At 43.2% G+C, this 18,332-nt stretch carries 14 protein-coding genes and 2 pseudogenes; 6 read left to right on the forward strand and 10 right to left on the reverse strand.

Annotated features, from left to right (window positions below; genetic code table 11):
* The first annotated feature begins 245 nt into the window (after positions 1-245).
* The 4 genes from NBH16_RS18790 to NBH16_RS18805 all read left to right on the forward strand — a co-directional run bounded on the left by NBH16_RS18790 (position 246) and on the right by NBH16_RS18805 (position 1,897).
* Entirely contained in the window at positions 246-506 is a 261-nt protein-coding gene (locus NBH16_RS18790) for a DUF4248 domain-containing protein (RefSeq protein WP_009018605.1), read from the forward strand.
* 235 nt (positions 507-741) lie between these two features.
* Positions 742-1,215 (forward strand): HU family DNA-binding protein, encoded by a 474-nt coding sequence (locus NBH16_RS18795; RefSeq protein ID WP_250788963.1) that lies wholly within the window; start codon positions 742-744, stop codon positions 1,213-1,215.
* A gap of 43 nt (positions 1,216-1,258) precedes the next feature.
* Positions 1,259-1,369, forward strand: coding sequence for a smalltalk protein (locus tag NBH16_RS18800; protein WP_005865512.1), 111 nt, complete (start codon positions 1,259-1,261; stop codon positions 1,367-1,369).
* Between the two features lie 12 nt (positions 1,370-1,381).
* Positions 1,382-1,897, forward strand: coding sequence for an N-acetylmuramoyl-L-alanine amidase (locus tag NBH16_RS18805; RefSeq protein ID WP_250788964.1), 516 nt, complete (start codon positions 1,382-1,384; stop codon positions 1,895-1,897).
* On the opposite strand, the gene NBH16_RS18810 is transcribed toward NBH16_RS18805, so the two are convergent.
* From NBH16_RS18810 to NBH16_RS18830, 5 genes and pseudogenes are all read right to left on the reverse strand, one after another.
* On the reverse strand, positions 1,898-2,623 hold the full coding sequence (locus tag NBH16_RS18810) for a tyrosine-protein phosphatase (protein WP_005865508.1): 726 nt from the start codon (positions 2,621-2,623) through the stop codon (positions 1,898-1,900). It abuts the gene before it with no gap.
* Positions 2,624-2,722: 99 nt separating this feature from the next.
* On the reverse strand, positions 2,723-3,859 hold the full coding sequence (locus NBH16_RS18815) for an MraY family glycosyltransferase (protein ID WP_005865505.1): 1,137 nt from the start codon (positions 3,857-3,859) through the stop codon (positions 2,723-2,725).
* Complete coding sequence (locus NBH16_RS18820; RefSeq protein ID WP_005865503.1) at positions 3,856-4,395, reverse strand: UpxY family transcription antiterminator; 540 nt, start codon at positions 4,393-4,395, stop codon at positions 3,856-3,858. The genes NBH16_RS18815 and NBH16_RS18820 overlap by 4 nt, the downstream gene beginning before the upstream one ends.
* A 495-nt stretch (positions 4,396-4,890) precedes the next feature.
* Positions 4,891-6,114 (reverse strand): tyrosine-type recombinase/integrase, encoded by a 1,224-nt coding sequence (locus NBH16_RS18825; RefSeq protein WP_005865498.1) that lies wholly within the window; start codon positions 6,112-6,114, stop codon positions 4,891-4,893.
* A gap of 203 nt (positions 6,115-6,317) precedes the next feature.
* Positions 6,318-10,252: pseudogene (locus tag NBH16_RS18830) on the reverse strand (hybrid sensor histidine kinase/response regulator transcription factor).
* 223 nt (positions 10,253-10,475) lie between these two features.
* On the opposite strand from NBH16_RS18830, the pseudogene NBH16_RS18840 reads away from it, so the two are divergent.
* Positions 10,476-10,838 (forward strand): annotated as a pseudogene (locus tag NBH16_RS18840) (glycoside hydrolase family 20 zincin-like fold domain-containing protein); the annotation flags it as partial.
* A 426-nt stretch (positions 10,839-11,264) separates the two neighbouring features.
* Here the strand turns inward: NBH16_RS18840 and NBH16_RS18845 are convergent.
* The 4 genes from NBH16_RS18845 to folB all read right to left on the reverse strand — a co-directional run bounded on the left by NBH16_RS18845 (position 11,265) and on the right by folB (position 15,139).
* Positions 11,265-11,909 carry a MarC family protein gene (locus NBH16_RS18845; RefSeq protein ID WP_005865493.1) on the reverse strand — a complete coding sequence of 215 codons (645 nt, stop codon included), beginning with the start codon at positions 11,907-11,909 and terminating at the stop codon, positions 11,265-11,267.
* A gap of 94 nt (positions 11,910-12,003) precedes the next feature.
* The gene (locus tag NBH16_RS18850) at positions 12,004-13,251 is read right to left on the reverse strand and encodes a PNGase F N-terminal domain-containing protein (RefSeq protein WP_048928347.1); all 1,248 of its coding nucleotides are present in this window, start codon (positions 13,249-13,251) and stop codon (positions 12,004-12,006) included.
* Positions 13,252-13,256: 5 nt separating this feature from the next.
* Positions 13,257-14,693, reverse strand: a complete 1,437-nt coding sequence (locus NBH16_RS18855) for a monomeric [FeFe] hydrogenase (RefSeq protein WP_005855092.1) — start codon at positions 14,691-14,693, stop codon at positions 13,257-13,259.
* A 77-nt stretch (positions 14,694-14,770) separates the two neighbouring features.
* Complete coding sequence (folB, locus tag NBH16_RS18860) at positions 14,771-15,139, reverse strand: dihydroneopterin aldolase (protein WP_005855090.1); 369 nt, start codon at positions 15,137-15,139, stop codon at positions 14,771-14,773.
* 91 nt (positions 15,140-15,230) lie between these two features.
* Between folB and NBH16_RS18865 the strand changes: the two genes are divergently transcribed.
* Complete coding sequence (locus NBH16_RS18865; protein ID WP_005855088.1) at positions 15,231-15,602, forward strand: bactofilin family protein; 372 nt, start codon at positions 15,231-15,233, stop codon at positions 15,600-15,602.
* A 39-nt stretch (positions 15,603-15,641) separates the two neighbouring features.
* On the opposite strand, the gene NBH16_RS18870 is transcribed toward NBH16_RS18865, so the two are convergent.
* Positions 15,642-18,329, reverse strand: coding sequence for a 4-alpha-glucanotransferase (locus NBH16_RS18870; RefSeq protein WP_005865486.1), 2,688 nt, complete (start codon positions 18,327-18,329; stop codon positions 15,642-15,644).
* Positions 18,330-18,332: the final 3 nt, after the last annotated feature.

Genomic DNA, 18,332 nt, shown 5'->3' on the forward strand with positions numbered 1-18,332 from the left:
GCGGAGGGAACGCCATGCGGCAAGGGGCTGAGCTGTCAGCCCCGACGAGCTTTCCATGCACGATAAATTGCATAATCATGCTAATTATCGTTAACCGTATTCAATTTTCTTATTATAGTTCATTGTATATTATATGGAGAGAATTACCCCTTGATTGTTTTTGAAGTGTTTAGATATTTTTTGCAGATATTCCACGCTTTGTCACAAACTATATAGTTTCGCAATATCATCCGGATGTAAAAGCAATGAACAGTTTTCACCTAAAACTCTTTTTTAATATGAACAACACGAATTTCCGAATCCGCCCGTACTCCAAAAGGGAGTTGGCGAGGCTCTATTTTCCGGATACGGTCAACGAGGAATCTGCCATCGCAAACCTCCGCAACTTAATGAAGCATAACCCCCACCTGATCGCCGAATTGAAAGGAGCGTACTATAAGACTTATAACAAGACGTTTACACCTAGGCAAATAGGCATCATCGTACAGTATCTCGGTGAACCGTAAGCGGGGACTGAAGCCATTAGTTATTCACTTCCCGAGCCGCTAGTTATTCACTAGGTATAGCCGTTAGTTATTCACTTGACAAGCCATTAGTTATTCACTTCGGAAATGCCTTAAACGAAACAACCGGAATGAAACCGAAAGCATCGGAAAGTGAGGTTTTCGACTTCCTTACTTTTGTATCAGTCAATGACATTGATAAAAATAACAGAGTATTCACTATTAAAATTTTAACATTATGGCACAGCCTTTTTATGCTAGAAAAATCGATTTGAACATTGGCCCTCGTAAGGGAGAAACTGTTTACAGTGCTCAAGCTTATTATTATGGTACAATCACTACCAAGCAGGTGGCTACCCAGATCGCACAAGAGTCGGCCTTGACACCAGCCGACGTGATCGGGGTCATCGAACGTCTCGCTTATTTCTGCCAAACCCACATGGCGCTTGGTTACAAGATCAGGCTGGACGGATTGGGCATCTTCTACAACGAGTTGCTCACCGAGAAAAGCGTAAGCACACCCAAGGAGGTGACAGCCAAGCTGGTGAAAAGTATCCGACCGGCGTTTAACGCCGAGTATACGATCCTTAACGGGACGTTCCGTTATGCGCTCCTGCCCGAGAAAACCAATTTGGTGAGAATCGACTTTAAGGGTGGGGTACCTATCGTAACTCCCGAGGAAGGGGATTCCGAAAGCCCCGGTGAGATCTGATTTTCATAAACTATACATTATTTACCTCAAAATTTGAACAGACATGAGCAAATCAAGTAAAATCGATTGGAAGAAAATAGTCCAAGCTATCGTACAGGCTATTATCGCAGCCTTAACGGCATTAGGTGTATCTTCCTGTGTTTCTCACTTCTAAATTCTAGTGACAATGACGCAAGAAACATTTCCCATGATTGTCGGCGGAAAAGAGACGCTCAACGAGCGTACCCTGCTGACGCAAGTGGAAAGCGGATTAATGATGAATGGGGCGGACTCTGTCCGCTTCATCGTCATACATTGTTCCGCTACCCAAAGTGACCGTGACTATACGGTGGAACAGCTTCTCCGTGACCATAAGGTACGGGGATTCCGTACCATCGGCTATCATTTCTATATCCGCAGGAGTGGAATCGTGACACAGCATCGCCGACTGCTGGAAGTAGGTGCCCATGTCCGTGGACTCAATCGTTGCAGCATAGGTATTTGTTATGAAGGCGGATTGGATGAAAGCGGCAAAACCGCCGATACCCGTACCCCGGAACAGAAGGAGCAATTGAGGGAACTCCTGTGGAAACTCCACACGCTCTTTCCTCATGCGCTTATCGTGGGGCATCGTGACTTGCCCGGCGTAAAGAAAGCTTGTCCCTGCTTCTCGTGCGATGAATATCGTTACTTGTTCCATTAACTATCCCGGGAAATGTGTCGCTATGATGCCTTGCAACATTCGAGAGACATTTCCCGATATTCTTTTCTTCATAACACTTTCTTTCCAAAGCTTAAGGCTATGAATATCAGTTCCACAGAGTTGATAATAGCCGTTTTTCAGTAGCCACTCCTCCTTACCTCGAACCTCCGGACCATATGCACCAATCAAGGAAAGGAGATTCAATTGGAACCTCACGTTCATACCTTTCAATCGCCAATAATCTTTCTCATTCATATAGGTATATCGTTCGGGATGCGCCAGTACAGGTATATAGCCTTTTGCCTTGATCCGAAGCAGAATATTATTTAATCCCATCGGAGGATTAAAATAGGAAGTCTCCACTAGCAAATGTTTTTGAGCCTTGCCAATCGGCAACAAGTCTTCCGAGGCCAGTCGCTCCTCAAATAAGTTATCCAACATGTATTCCGCAGCTAAATGGAGAGCTATACCTCCGGAATAATATTGAAGAAGAAGCTGGAAACGTTCTCTCAATTTCTCGCTCGTGTTGGGAATGTCTTCCATGACATGGGGAGTAAGCCAAATAGATTTAACTCCTAGTTTCTCCAAACAATCCAACGTATCCAAAGATTCACCCAACGTCTGTATACCATCATCCACCCCGGGTAATATATGTGAATGGTAATCAGTAAATCCCTCCAAAATACCGCTTCCCACAAGACTGGTCTGCTTTTTGAAAAACCACATCCTATTTATTCCTCTTTCGTATATCCAGCGTAGCCGTAATGGTAGCCATATTTGTAGCCATAACGGTTACGAATAATGAGAACTCTTATTGATATAAAATTAATTGATTTCATTGATGCTACTTTTTTCCTTGTAAAGGATGATACACCGGTTGATGATAAGATGTATCAATGCCCACAACAACATATTTAGTACCAATAACCAAGTAAGATTTAAAACCGGGGACAGCAGGATATTCATCCCTATGAAAAAGAAGGAGATTAACAGGACCGTCACCAATACCGTACGGACACGCATACCAGTCCGCAACAACTTATGATGGATGTGATTCTTATCCGGTAAGAAGGGATTCCTGCCTTTACGTAATCGATGCAACACCACACGGAAGACATCAAGAAGAGGAACCAAGAGCGTCGAGAATGCTATAACCATATAAGGGTTTGTCCGGACCTCCCCATCTGAATGTACGACACTTAGTTGTATTACCAAGAAGCTGAGGATATAACCGATCGTCAAGCTTCCTGTATCCCCCATGAAAAGTTTGTGCCCACGCTGAGCGTTGCCAAAAACGTTATAGAACCAGAAAGGTATCAATATACCTAACGTAGCTAACGCCAACAATGCATAAAAATAAGATCCGTTAGATATACAGATAGCCGCCAATACGGTAAGCGCGATACAACTCAAGCCGGAAGCCAAGCCGTCTATACCGTCAATCAGGTTAATAGCGTTGGTTATATAAACGACTATCAAAACCGTCAAAGGAATACCCACCCACGAAGGAAGCATATAAATTCCGAACAAACCGCCTAACGAGTTAATCCATGCCCCCGGCAACACCAATAGGATCGCCGTAAAAACCTGAACAACAAATTTGTAACGATAACCGACACCCACCAGATCATCTGCCACACCAATGAGATAAAGTAGCATACAACCACTGACCCAAAACAGTAACTCCAACAAACTTCGATCGGTTAGCAAACGAGCTATCGGAATCCCAACGCAATGGAACAGACCGATTATCAAACAGAGCGACACGAGTATCGCCGGGAAGAAAGAGATACCTCCCAAGCGGGGAACAGGTATGGAATGCACCTTACGCTCGTCGGGCTGATCAAACAATCGTTTCTTATAGGAGATCAACAAGATATTGGGGATAAGTATCAATCCCTGTAAAATGGATATCAAAAAACCACCTGATAAAAAAAGACCGGTCTCTATTATCGTTCTCATATTTTTTGAATAAAGCTTTGTGGGATATAGGAGGTCGCTACGGCACAGACCCCCTGAATGGCGACAACCAAACGGCTGTTTTTCTTGATCCTGCAGATATATCCTTCCGCCCCCTTGAATTTCCCGTCAATCACTCTCACACGTTCTCCCCGACAAAACTTGGTACTGTCAGCCCCCAAATATTCCATTCCTTTCTCGCCGGATGACGTGACCAACATGAAAATATTCATCTCCCGGTCCGGAATGATAAGTGGCACCTTTTTCAATTCCTTATCTCTTGTATACAGGATCACCTTGTCCGTGAATTGCCTCTGTATCTCCATCGCACGCAATGTCGTAGAATGAAAGAACAGGATTGAACTGATAATTGGTTTACGTATGATCTTTCTTACTCCATTCCGCATGACCACCGCATACTCACAAGGGAAATAGCAATCGATATCATCCTTCTTGAGGGATTCCTCGATCTCAAAAACTTTGTTATAAAATACTTTTAGCGCAAACCAATGGTTGCCGTCAAGTGTTATTGTTTTCAATGAATTATACCGTTTTTATTCATGTACAAAGAGGATATACCTTCCATTCCTGTATTTCCTTATTTTTTGATTAAAGGATATACAGCAATCAAGGTTAATCCGGCTATTTTTATATAAAATTCCGAAATGAGGACCATTCCTGACTACAGTGAATGGGAAACCCTAACCCTATATTTCTACCGTTTCTTGGTAAGAAACAGTACAAATAGTTATTTATCTTATTATCAAATATATAATATATATATAAACTACTTTTTTACTCGGTTTACTCAATTTGATACTCGAAAAAAGATAAGGTTGTTGTCGAAAAAAGTATACACTCTCATTTTCCAGACCAGACAAAGAATAATAGAGAAGAAAACAATTAACGTATTTATATACGCTATTTGTTAACGAGTTACATCAACAGAGGATACAATTTATATCCAAAAATCCCCCCTTTATTTTTTTGTTTTGCAGATTATAATTACATTTGCGACGTATTTCTAAGATTTCTTACCAAGAGACAGTAGAATTTAGATCTTTTAAAATCCCATTATTCGCATTGTCTATCAACGAGTTATCCAAAGAGTCCAAATAAATAAGAGTTGTTTTCTCGGAGGTATGTCCCATTCCTGCGCTGATAACCGCAACAGGGATATTATGATTGCGTGCAGCGGTAGCCCAACTATGGCGGGGAGTGTATGAAGATAGAGGCAATGTCTCACCGATTAACTTCCCCAATCGCTTTAATTTCTGATTATGGTAATTCAATCCCGTTTGGTATTGCAAATAAGCCCGATCCGGATTTTCATCGGTAATGATTGGAAATACATAGGGAGTTTTCGAAGAGTCCGATAGATATCGTCTCAAGATCGCCTCTATACAAGGTTCAATACGCAACGTCAGGTTTTGACCGGTCTTATGGCGACAGTAAGTAATTACCCCTTTACCTATATTTTCTTTTTTCAAATAAGCCATATCCACAAACGCCATCCCTCGAGTACTATAGCTGAATACAAACAAATCCCGGGAGAGAGCCAAAGCCGATGAATAAGACAGGTCAAGTCTCTGCAATTTCAAAATGGTCTTTTCACTAACGGCACGTTTCGATGTCTTGGCGATCCCGGTATATACCTCATGAAAAGGAAAAGCTTGCTCCACAAGTTGCTCTTGTACAGCTTTATTATAAGCGGCACGCAAGATTCTCATATAAAATGAGCTACTATTCTTACTCACTCTCCTTCCCCATAGCCATTTCTCATATTTGCAAGCCGTATCGGAGTCTAATGCGGTGAGAGGTATATCACAATTCTCTAAAAAAGAGGAAAAGCTGTTCAATGTTCGTAAATAATTACGGGAAGTACTGAATTGACCGCTATCATGAAGGAGTCCAATCTCTTTTCTCAAATAGTCCAACATTCCGGTTTCAGTTTTTGGAGATCGAAATCTCCCGATCACATCGGACAAGGTGTATTCATTCCCTACAGCATCTAATTCCCGAATGATTTTCCGGATCGCAGCTAAGTCCGCATTTATTCGTTTCTGATAAGAAAAAATAGTTTTTTCATTGTCAGGCGTAACAACCAACTCTCGTTTCTCCCCATTCCACCAATGAGGAAATATCCGCATATCGGTAGTTATTTGCCTATTCTCCTGTCTGTGACAAAGTTGGTAACAGACAACACCCGCTTTGCCTCTCACCGTCGATGGACGAAACTTTACTTTTATTGTAGCCATACTTTTTTAAGCCAATTTTACACTAGCCAACCCGAAATGTCAATAGGTAGACAATAATAATTATCATAGAAAATCTATCATAATGTCCTCATTCAGGGGCTATTTAAAACATATGACTCACCCAAAAAGTTGTTTATAGGAGATATCTATCAGATTTTGCTAAAAAGATTGAATTTATGAAAAGAATAGTCTGCAACTAACACTTAATTATTTCGACGATATTCGGTTGGAGTGACCCCATAGCTTTGTTTAAAAGCCGTACTAAAATAACGAGCGCTGGAAAAACCGACACGGTCCGCTACTTCCTGAATACTCATATCCTTATGAGATGAAAGCAACCGAGAAGCCTCGACCATACGAAACCTAATCACATAATCACCAACCGAGACATCCGACAAATGACTGAACTTGCTATAAAGCGTCGTTCTACTCATCGCCATCGCAGAGGCGATAAAAGGCACATTCAAATCCGGATTACTCAAGTTCTCCCGAAGCAACGTATTCAATTTACACATGAATTGTTCGTCCGCATTGCTTGTCGCATCCTCTTTTGGAGAGAATAGACAACCGGACTCACGATAACGCACACGAAGTAGGTCTCGCTGTCTTAATATATTCCGCAGAATCACCAACAAGGAATCTATATCAAACGGCTTCGCCAAATAGATATCCGCCCCTGATTTATACCCCTCTACCGAGCTTGCTTGATCCACCCTTGCGGTCAACAGAACCACAGGAATATGGCTAACCGCTACGTCGTTCTTGATTCGGTAACACAGCTCAAAACCATCAGTCCGAGGCATCATGACATCACTGATTACAATATCCGGCTGACATTGACCCAAGATTTCCCAAGCCTCTTCCCCGTCTCCGGCTACAAAAACCTCCTTAAACTCTGCCTGCAAGACACCGAGTAAGTAGTTACGCAGCTCTATCTCATCTTCAACCACCAACAATGTATATTTAGCAAGCTCCGTATCTACCTGTACCCCGCACACATCTGTTTCCGGCTTGTCAGTGCCCTTCACGCTTAAATCGATAACGCTATCCGGTTCCGCGGCAACAAACGCTTGCGTGAAAGGAAGGTCGAAATAGAAAGTGGCACCTCCATCCTCATTATTGTAAGCACCTATACTTCCGCCATGCAACTCTATAAGTTTCCGGGCATAAGCCAACCCGATCCCACTCCCTTTACGGTCGTGTTCACCTTGGTAAAAACAGGTAAAAAGACGGTTTATATCCACATGTCTCAATCCGATCCCCTGGTCCGCAAGGAAAACCCGCACATTCTTATCCATACGCTCCGTACCAATGACTAATGAGGTATCCGGATCGCTGAATTTCATCGCATTTATCAATAAATTAGATAAAACGACACGGCATTTGGAAGTATCAAAGGGTACTTTCTCTACTGAAGCATCCAACTGGAACCGCACAGAAATCCTACGGGCTTCGAATTCCATGATAAAATCATCCGTTACCGATCGTATCCAATCGTTAAGATCGTAAAAACGAATATCCATAACATCGCCGTTCGTATCAGACTTCTGGGCATCGAGCACCATATCGACGATCTCCCGCATCCGGCAAGTTTGCAACAACAAACCATCCAATTGCCGGGATACATCTTTATCCGTCACCTTTCCGGATTTCAGCAAACGTTTGAGCGGAGCATAGATCAAAGTAAGCGGCGTACGTAATTCATGGCTGATGTTCACCATGAAACGGACTTTTTCCTCATAAAACTTTCGTTCATGTTCTTTCATGGCCCAAGCAAGTTTCCTTTCTTTGCGTCGCATGACAGACCAGATCATCCCTCCAATTGCCGCAAACACAATCATCCCCATCGCGATCAGGAACCAAGCGCGTCTCCACAAAGGAGGCTCCACATCTACTGTCAATAATCTCAAAGGAACACTCCAGTCTCCATTCTTCTTGCTATAGGAAACCCATAATTCATAGTTGCCCGGAGAAAGTGCCGGAAATGTAAATGCATGGCTTGAAGTCTCCAACAACTCCTCACGGTCTCCCTTGATGTAAAAACGGAATAATTTCTTCCGCATCAAATCTTTCTCTTTCACGATAACACTTAACCCAAAAGAAACATAATCCCACGGAATGGAAATAGCCTGTTCCCCGGATATACCATCGGGATGAATCGGAGCCCCATCTAAAGCCAAATTAATCATGCTTACAGAAAAATCCTCTTCCTCATGAATGTCATAGTCGGGCCGTATCCTAACCAGCCCTTCCACCCCAGAAATATAAATATTACCGGAAGAAGCCTCAAAAGCAGGTTCCGGAAGAAACTCACGTGTAAAGACACCGTCAGATTCCCCAAAAACGATTACACGCTTCTCATCCGGTACATACGCATACAACCCTTCATGAGTACTTATCCAAAGGCGATCAGAACGATCAAACGCAAGAGACGTTACCCCAATAAAACGATCCTGATCAACCGTGTCCAATCTTTCCGAGAGACGGTCATAAACATATAGACCGGAAGATGTCCCCAACCAAAAACGGTTATCTTTATCTTGTTTTACCGCAAGTATCGTACCGATATCCTCATTCCTCACAAATAACGGACGTAGTTGCTTATGCGGGATATCCAACACATACAAAGCTGCGGAAGAACTTATGTAACAAGAATCGCCTTGTATGAAACGGGGTGCAAGCAAACTTTGCGGTAACAGATCTTCCGGTAAAGGCTCAAATTGTTGTTTCCGCCGATTATACACAGACAAATGATTATCGGATAAAAGACAAAAACAGTCCTCGTCTAAAGGAAATAAACGAATCGAATTACCTCGTAAGAATAAATCCTTTCGCACATGCCCCCAATTTAACAAAAACTCCCGGCATTCTCCTGTATTTTTATTAAAATGATAAAGCCCTACACCAAACAAAGATAACAACAATTCCGAATCGCTATACGGCATGATAGACACCACCTTCATCCCCGCAGTCTGAGGATATTTCCGGAAAGTCTCTTTTTGCGGATCAAACAAATCAAGACCTCCCCCATCCGTTCCTATCCAGATTTTCCCATCACGATCTTCATACATGGAAGTGACCGACTGAAAACTCAAACCGTAAGAAGCCCCGGGAGGAGCATCCCGATAAGTCGTCATAAAAACAGGTTTGATGCCGATCAATCCTCCCCTGATACTGCCCGCCCAAACATTATCCTCATCATCGATATACAGACAGGCGAAAGAATTTACCGGCAACGAATGGCGATCGCCCGGAAGATGCATAATCGCTCTTACGGTCTTATTTTTGTAATTATATATATTGATACCACCTCCGTCCGTCGCCAGCCAAAGTTCGCCATCTTTCTCGCACATATCTTGCACGATATTATGAGTCAATCTCTCCGGGGTTTCCAAATGCTCCTGCAATCTCCCCTCTCGATCATAACAAAAAACACCTTTATTATAGATAGCCACCCATATTCTCTTGAATGAATCTATATACATGGAGGGGATATTCCCTTTGGGGATAAACGACACACGTTCCATATCTCCGGTGTCTAGCGAATACCACCAAAGCCCTTTTTCCAGAAAAGACAGTATGACCTTCCTCTCTTTTTCGTCATACAAATAAACATAATTAGGCGAAAATTCAAACGGACTTTCCTTGAACTTACACCGGATCATTTTCTTTTCCGCATAGGAATAACAAAAAACACCTTGCTTCCCTAAAAAATAGATTCCTTCCGGCATGAGGAGGCTACAAGCAGCGACCAAAGGTTGACCGTCTATTTCCTGACGTACAAATTTTCGAGTACCACGATCGAAATATGCCAATCCGCGACTAGTTCCTACCCAAACATTCCCCTCCGCATCTTCCTCTAAAAAACAATATCATTATAAGGAAGAGAATTCGGATTCTCTCTCTCCTCCTGATAAACGGTTATTTTTTCCCTATCGAAACGATTCAACCCAAACCGGGTACCAATCCACATAACACCTCTTTCATCTACCAGTACACATTTCACGGAAGACTGCGATAATCCGTTTTCCAAAGAAATTTGTTTAAAATAATACTTAGGAGCTGCATAAAGAGACTCCGCTAAACACACAAAAAACAGCAATAGATATAATTGTAAAAACCTCCAAAATACTCGCATAGTTGTATATCACCCATTGTTCGGCAAAAATACTAAATCGTCCGAAATATAAGGCTTGCAGAGTCTAAAAAAACGTTTTTTGAATTTTCACGGACGATTTTGGACCCAAGAAAATATCCTTAAAGCATAGATTTGCAGCAAGTGAAAAATTAAACAAAAAAGCATATCATTAAAAATTATTCTTATGTTACGTACAACGGGTATATATTTTATTATTTTGGTTATGATACTTGTAAAATGTTTCCTTCCGGACGAAAAACCGGAGATCATTCCTTTCCCCTTGCAAAGTGTATCAGACAAAGGTGATTTCACATTCAACAAGGCAACCCTCATTAGTGTAGAAAATGAAAAACAGGCTATGATCGCTCGGGAGTTGACCGATCTATTCACGCTTTCCGCCGGATTCACCCCGGAAATAAAAATACAAGACAAACGAGCCAATATCATATTCCGCACAGACAGAGAACTAGCGGCCGAACATTATAAACTGAATATAGCCCCCTCTTGTATTCTAATAAAAGCATCCGGACAAAAAGGTTTCTTTTACGCAATGCAAACCTTACGTTTTCTGCTTCCTCCAGCAATAAACAGCCAAACTCAGGTAGAGAATATTCAATGGAACGTACCGGGAATGACCATACTAGATGGCCCCCGATACAGCAATCGGACCGTGGCAATACACACACCTTTCACTCTCATCTCGAAGGATAATCTCAAAGAATTGATCGATCACCTAGCCATGTTAAAAATAAACAGACTTCATTTCACACAAGAAGTTCATGATACGACACCTGAAGGACAGCAAAAAATGAAGGATATGAACCTGTATGCTAAATCCAAGAAGATCACGATCTCAAACGGGACAACACACACCCATGATATCATATCGTATCTCCCGTTCCAAGCAGAGCGACTTATCTGGAAAGCAAATATCTCCGATTGCGATGAGGATAAGAAAAGGTTATTCCAATATTTAGCGCCCATCGCAGAAAGAAGCTGGTCTGGTAATTTGTTAGCCCATCGCCTCACGCAAGATATCGATCAAGATAGGCTTCAATCCGCTTACGAAACATTCCACGGCGATCACCATCAGTATCAATCCCATCAAACGCATCATCACGTTATTTCCAGTCTCTCCCAATATACGTACCAGCCGGGTAGAAGCTTGCAAGATCAAGAATGTGATAAAATAGACCAATGCGATTATTCCGATCAACGTACCCTTTAAGGTGAATGTCGAAGCGTCATCCATAAGCATGATTGCGTTGGCGATCGCTCCCGGACCACACAACATCGGAATCGCCAGAGGAGTAATGGATATATCATCCGCATAGGTTTTCACCTCTTCCTCTTTCAACTTTGCGTTGGAATAGCGTGCCTGAAGCATATCAAACCCGATCTTGAAGATAATAAAGCCGCCAGCTATGCGAAAGCCGTTTGAGGAGATACCAAAGAACTTAAACAGGAACTGACCGGAGAAAGTAAAAACCATCAAGGTGATGAACGACACGATCGTGGCCCTTCGGACAATCGCTTTCCGTTCATGGTCATTCATACCATTGGTCATGGTCAAGAAAACCGGCATCGTACCGAGTGGATTGGTCAACGTAAAAAACGAAGTGAAACATAATAGGGCGAAAGGTAACAAGTCTTCCATATCAATAATTTTTTAATTGGCTAATGTGCCAATATGCCAATTAGTTGAAGAGAGAATGATTGGCACATTGGTACATAACATATTATCACATTATTTACTCATCCCAGACCAAATAGGCTGAGACCAACCAATGATTCAGCTTATTCCCATCCACTTCTGCCGCTTCCGGAATACTCACCGTCAGCGTATGATGGCCGGGTTGGATATCTTTCAACGCTACCTCTTCCGGTATCACATCCGATCCGGGACACCAATTAGAGCGGGAAAGATCCGAAGACGCCAAGGGTTCCTCTACTTCTTTCTCCGAATATCCCTTCTCGGTGATATAGGAAGCCAGACGCTTTCTCAACCAAACCCCGGTAGCCGGATTAAAACGACGGAAAGAAGCGCAGTCCGTACGCCAAGGAACAAAATCCAAGACTGGAACTCCATCAACGGAAACAATATTCTGTTTTTCCACGAACTCATCCCCGCCGGAATGACCGCCATGTCCCGTAACGATATATTTCAGACGGACATCACGTGCGCCTTGAGGAATATCAAAATCCAATGACACGTCCTTCCGGGCGAATATATCCGGATATTCCTGCCCGATATAATAAACCGTATTCATCAACGGCTCTACATGTTTCTTCGGCAAAGCGTCGCAAGTCAGATCGGACTCATCCACATCAATCGTCATGCTTGCGACGTATCCTTCCGGTGTCCATGTATCGATAAAGATTCCAACATAAGCACCACCTTCCAAAAGAGGATACAAATCGGTTATGTCTTGCTCCCAGCTTACGCTATCTTCCCAATGGTCGACATACACCGGTTTACGATGTTTCGTCAAGCTATCCTCGGGACTACTGTAATGCCCTACTCCGAACGGAGTCATGAAACGCATCAATTCCACGGTAGGTTGATAATCCGTCCCGGGGATGATACCGATCATCTTCTCCAGTTTCACGCTATCCACCGCAGGAAACTCCTTCTCGCCTTTAGCGATATTCAACAAATTAATGCCCGAGGCATTTGGCAATACAAAACAAGACCCGGATTTATCCCAGCGATCTCCATTCGAAGCTACCGTAACCCGGAGTTTGACGGAAACGTTTCGCTTATATTTCGGCAATGTTACCTTCTTCAAGATAATACGGCCATTCACCAAATGATAGATACTGTCCGGTCCCGGAGCGTTAAAAGCGGCGGGATATACATCCGGAGCGAAACGTATGCGGGTATCATTAAATACCTGTACGGAATAATCTCCCATCGACGGTAATTCTTTATGTCCGCAAGAAGCGGTACATAGAAAAACTCCCGTCAAGGAGACAAATAAAGCCAATTTTTTAATCATTTTGTCTAGAATTTAGTAAGCTCCTTAATAAGCTGCTTTTGTCCGGCAGTCTTATCGGCGTGCGTACAAGGACCGGTCACACAACCGCCCTCGCAAGCCATCACTTCTATAAACTGCGCGGGAGCCTTTCCGGTTTTAGCGTAAGCGCGTAATAATGCCACATTTTTCTTTGTCAGGTTGGCTACCTGCACGGCATTTACGTTCTCGTCCTTCAAATAAACCTTAACGGCGTTGATCACACCACCACTTTGGGCGAAGCCATGCGCCTCACGGACAGCGTTAAATAATACGGAGAAAGGCTGGGCCTCCTCGATCTTGATACCCAATCCCTCCAATACGGAGCCTACTTCCTCAAACGTAAGTGTAAAATCCACGCACGGATCTAGTTTCACCTCTTTTCGTTTCGCCACGCACGGGCCAACAAACACGATCTTCGCATCCGGATATTTTTCCTTCACGATACGGGCCGTATAATACATCGGAGATCCAGTAGAAGAGATGTATTTCTTTAAATCCGGGATATGTTTCTCGGCCAATTGCACGTAAGACGGACAGCAACTAGTGGTCATGAACGGTTGTCCTTCTTTCAATTTCTCGATCAATTCTTCCGCCTCATGACGGGTGGTTTCCATAGCGCCTTGCGCCACCTCGACCACTTCCTCGAATCCCAAGGACTTGATAGCGCCATACACTTTTTCCTTCGGAGCGCTAAACTGAGCTAAGATAGACGGAGCGACAATCGCTACCATCTGTTCCTTATTCCGCAAGCGTTGCAAGATATCGAATACTTGCGAGATCTCGAAGATAGCACCGAACGGACAAGCATTCACACATTTACCGCAATATATACATTTAGACTCGTCGATATGCTCCACCCCATACTCGTCCTTGCTGATCGCCTTAACCGGACAAACTTCCTCGCAAGGGATCGGGATATAAACGATGGCATGGTACGGACAGCTTTGGTGGCATTTACCACAGCTGATACAAGTTTCATGATCAATCTCGGCCTGACCGTTTTTCTTGAATCGGATAGCGTCCTTCGGGCAGTTCATATAACAACTACGAGCCACGCAACCCCGGCAAAGATTCGTGATCTCATAATTCACGGAGACACAAGAGGAACACGCCTCATCCACTACACACATGATATTTTCCTTCTTATTCTCCGAGCGGAACAAGGCACGCTTCGCATACTCTGAAAGCGGTGTCAACTCATCTTCCTCGTCCTGCATATCAAAACCAAGCAAAGGCAAGGTTTTGTATTTCCAGACGGCACGTTCCTTATGTACACAGCAACGGCCCCTCACTTTCGATTTTCGGGGACTCAACTCGATCGGCAAGCGATCAATTTCTTCTAGAAGACGGTTTTCTTTCCAGAGCTTTACTAACTTCGCCAGCAATCCGTGACGAACAATCATTACGTTGTTGGTAAATGCCATAATGTTATCGTATTTGTGCTTTTAGTATATCGTATATCGCATCACTTCTTTACAAACGCGAAGGTAAATAAAAGTTTCTAAACAGAAAGAAAGCTTTCTTTAAGAATTATCGAAGCACTATGAATATCTCCGCCAAACGGAGGATTTAATTTAGACAAGACAAGTTCCACCTCCGTGATCTGTGGAAATCTCTCTTTCAAAGCCTTCAAGATACGCCCCGCCGCGTGCTCGAGAAGTCTCGAGGGGATAGCCATTTCTGCTTTCACGGTTTCATATACTGTGGCGTAATTGATCGTATCGCTTAAATCGTCGCTCCATACCGCGTTCTCCAACGGAGCTGTCAGTATCAAATCTACGATAAAAGTATTCCCAACCCGGGTCTCTTGGGGTGCCACGCCATGATAGGCATAGAATGTCATCCTTCGTAATTCAATCTTTGTTGTCATAATCTTTTAATTTATCTGTAAATGTATAGAAAGTAAACCTTCCTGCAAAAAAATAGTCTTATATTTGTCAACCAAGTAACAACACATTATGATGGGAATAAAACAAAAAGATGAAAATTCCGCAGGCGGATTACACAACGCCTTGGCTGCGGGGACAACGATAAAGGGTAATATTATCACAGAGACAGACTTTCGCTTGGATGGAAAAGTAGAGGGAGATATCAGTTGCAACGGCAAAATCGTTATCGGCCCCAAAGGTAGCGTAACAGGCAATATCGTATCCGAGAATGCTGAGATTCTCGGTGAGGTAGATGGCTCCGTAAAAGTAAGCGCAAAGCTTATTCTAAAATCAACAGCAATTATCAAGGGAGATATATATACCCAATCCCTAGAGATCGAACCAAACGCACGGTTCAACGGAGCCTGCTCGATGTGTTCCGAGAAAAAGAAAGCGGACAAATAGACTGAGGGCCGCACTTTTCGATACGGCCCTTAGTCTTTCTTATTTTCGTCCAGCCTCTTTTATCAACGAGACTATCTTATTATTCAGGTTATCAGCCTGTAAAAGCTGTTCCAACGTAATATGCATCCGGTAGCGCCAATAATGCGTTGAATTCGCAGGAACGTTAATACGCTCGGATTCTATATCCTTCCGCTTGATAGAATCATCCATAGCAAACCAATCCTGCAACGGAATAATCGTCAGCATGGAACGAGTCTTCAAATGATTAGAAATAATCTGGGCAACGATTTCAGCCGTACATTCATCCGGGGCCTCACCGATCCGTTGCAATACATGGTTGTAATAACGCTGTGTCTTCTCCGGATCTTCTTTCCACCAATTACGAAGAGGAGTCATATCATGTGTAGAAGTCGTACAAACCGAATGATAAGGCAGATTGAACATATCGGAAAATTCCCGCTGTGGGCTCTTCGGCATACGCTCAATCTCCAAGCTTAGTATTTGCAACTTATTCATAACCTCGGGAACAGAGGCGGGGATCATACCGAGATCCTCTCCACAAACCAACATCTCCGTGGACGCAACCAACGGTGTCAAACGCTTAAACGCTTGCGCCTTCCAAAAATCATTATGGCGATGATAGAAGAAATGCCAGTATAACTGATCGAACGCATAACGGTCGGAACCACTCAATTCCCGATAGATATAGGATTGATTCGCCGAGATCCGGGGATGAAACTTATCGGTCTCTCTTGGGTCACGAAGAAATAATACCTCATTCGCAATCGTAAACAGGCCATTCTTGATCCGTAGGGAAACAGGATCCGCCTTATCCGCAAACAACGCCTCAATCTTCCTTTGCGTATCACAGAACGGTTTTAACACATAATGCCGGGAGGAGGATTGTGCCAAATAAGCACCTATCACCTCTTCTGTATTTTCCTCAAACAATTCCGATAAGAATTGTCGATTGATATGTGGGGTCGTGAAACGAGACTCGTTAAAATTCAATCCATACTGCTCGATCTCTTCTCTCGAGAACGGCAACGCTGGATTGAAATGACCACAAAGCCCTTGCACATATTCACAAGGAACCTCCCATATTCGGAAAAATCCCAAGATGTGATCTATACGGAAACAATCGAAATAATCACTTAACTTAGCGAAGCGTTTTTTCCACCAAGAGAAATTATCTTTCTCCATCGCATCCCAGTTATAAGTCGGGAACAGCCAGTTCTGACCGTTCATGGAAAAGTCATCGGGGGGAGCACCCGCTTGACCATTCATATTAAAATATTTCGGTTCCGTCCAAGCCTCTACACTAGTGCGGCTCACGCCAATGGGTAAATCACCTTTCAATACAACTCCATTCTTACGGGCATAATCCGATACCGACTTGAACTGGTTGTGCAATACATATTGCAAGAAATAAGAGAACGAGATCTCCGGCCATGCGTCACTATCTTCCCGGCATAGGGCGCGAACACGTGTCTTATTGTAAGTAGAATTACCTTGCCATTGAGAGAAATCCGATGTCCCATAACTTTCCCGCAAGAAGCAATAAGTAGCGTAAGGCATCAACCATGACTCATTTTGCGCCAAGAACTCTTTAAACTCCGGCGTATCTAATACGGCCTTACCCTCCCCTGCGAAATATTCTTGACAATAACCCAATTTATATTTCAGTACTTCCTCGTAATCAACCGTATCTTTTGCGTTTAATTCTTTTTGCTTCCCTGCATAAAAAGCAGCTCTCTCCGGATCTTGCAAGGTCCCCAAAGCCGATAAATCCACATACATGGGATGAAGGGCATAAATAGAAATAGCGCTATACGGATAGGAATCCACCCAAGTATGGGTCATCGTCGTATCATTCATAGGTAATACTTGAATGATACGTTGGTGCGTCTTTCTAGCCCAATCCACCAACATGTGTAAATCTCCCAAATCACCTACTCCAAAGCTCTTTTCCGAGCGCAAGGAAAAGACGGGGATAACCGAGCCGGCACAACGCCATAACGGTAAGCTATCCCGGAAGTAAAGACCAGATATAACAACGGTCTCACCCTGTTTCTGGGGAACAAGACTTAGAATACGATTCTCATCACTCTCCCAATACAAAGGTTGACGGGAATCATTATCCCAAACCAAAAATTTATATTCTAAAGGATACCGTATCTCCGCAGCGTCTAAATCAATATGCCATTCCGGGAAAGTATCGCAACTCAGCAATAAAGCCTTGTCCGGATGCCAGTTACCTAAGCATTCTTGATTTCCAGTAATGGCTACACACTGATTCTTTTCCACCCGGGGAGCGGATATCTTTATCACCAATTTTCTTCCACTTCTAACGACCCTCTCATGTGTATTGCAGGGATGAGCGAATAAACTTTTGGTGAAAGCCGAAGAATAAAAGGCTAGATTATCCGGACGGATTTGCCAATAATCATAAAGGATGTAAGAATCAGATTGTCCATCCAATACAATCCGGTGATTCTTCTCCCACTCCTCAAAGATCTGCTTATCATTAACACTTAAGAAATATCTATATTCTATATCTTTTATATCGGGTGGAAGATCCAGTTCCAGTTTCCAGTTTCCATCCCCAGAGTAATTCATCTCCTTAGCCAAAGCAGGTTCCCAAGAGCCTAATTCCGGTATGGAGCCCACTACACATAACTTCTGTCCCCAAACGGTATGGAAGTTTATATTAAAAGTGACTTTCATGGT

Origin of the sequence: Parabacteroides sp. Y3-G-102 (assembly GCF_023656845.1) — a bacterium.
GTDB lineage: Bacteria > Bacteroidota > Bacteroidia > Bacteroidales > Tannerellaceae > Parabacteroides > Parabacteroides distasonis.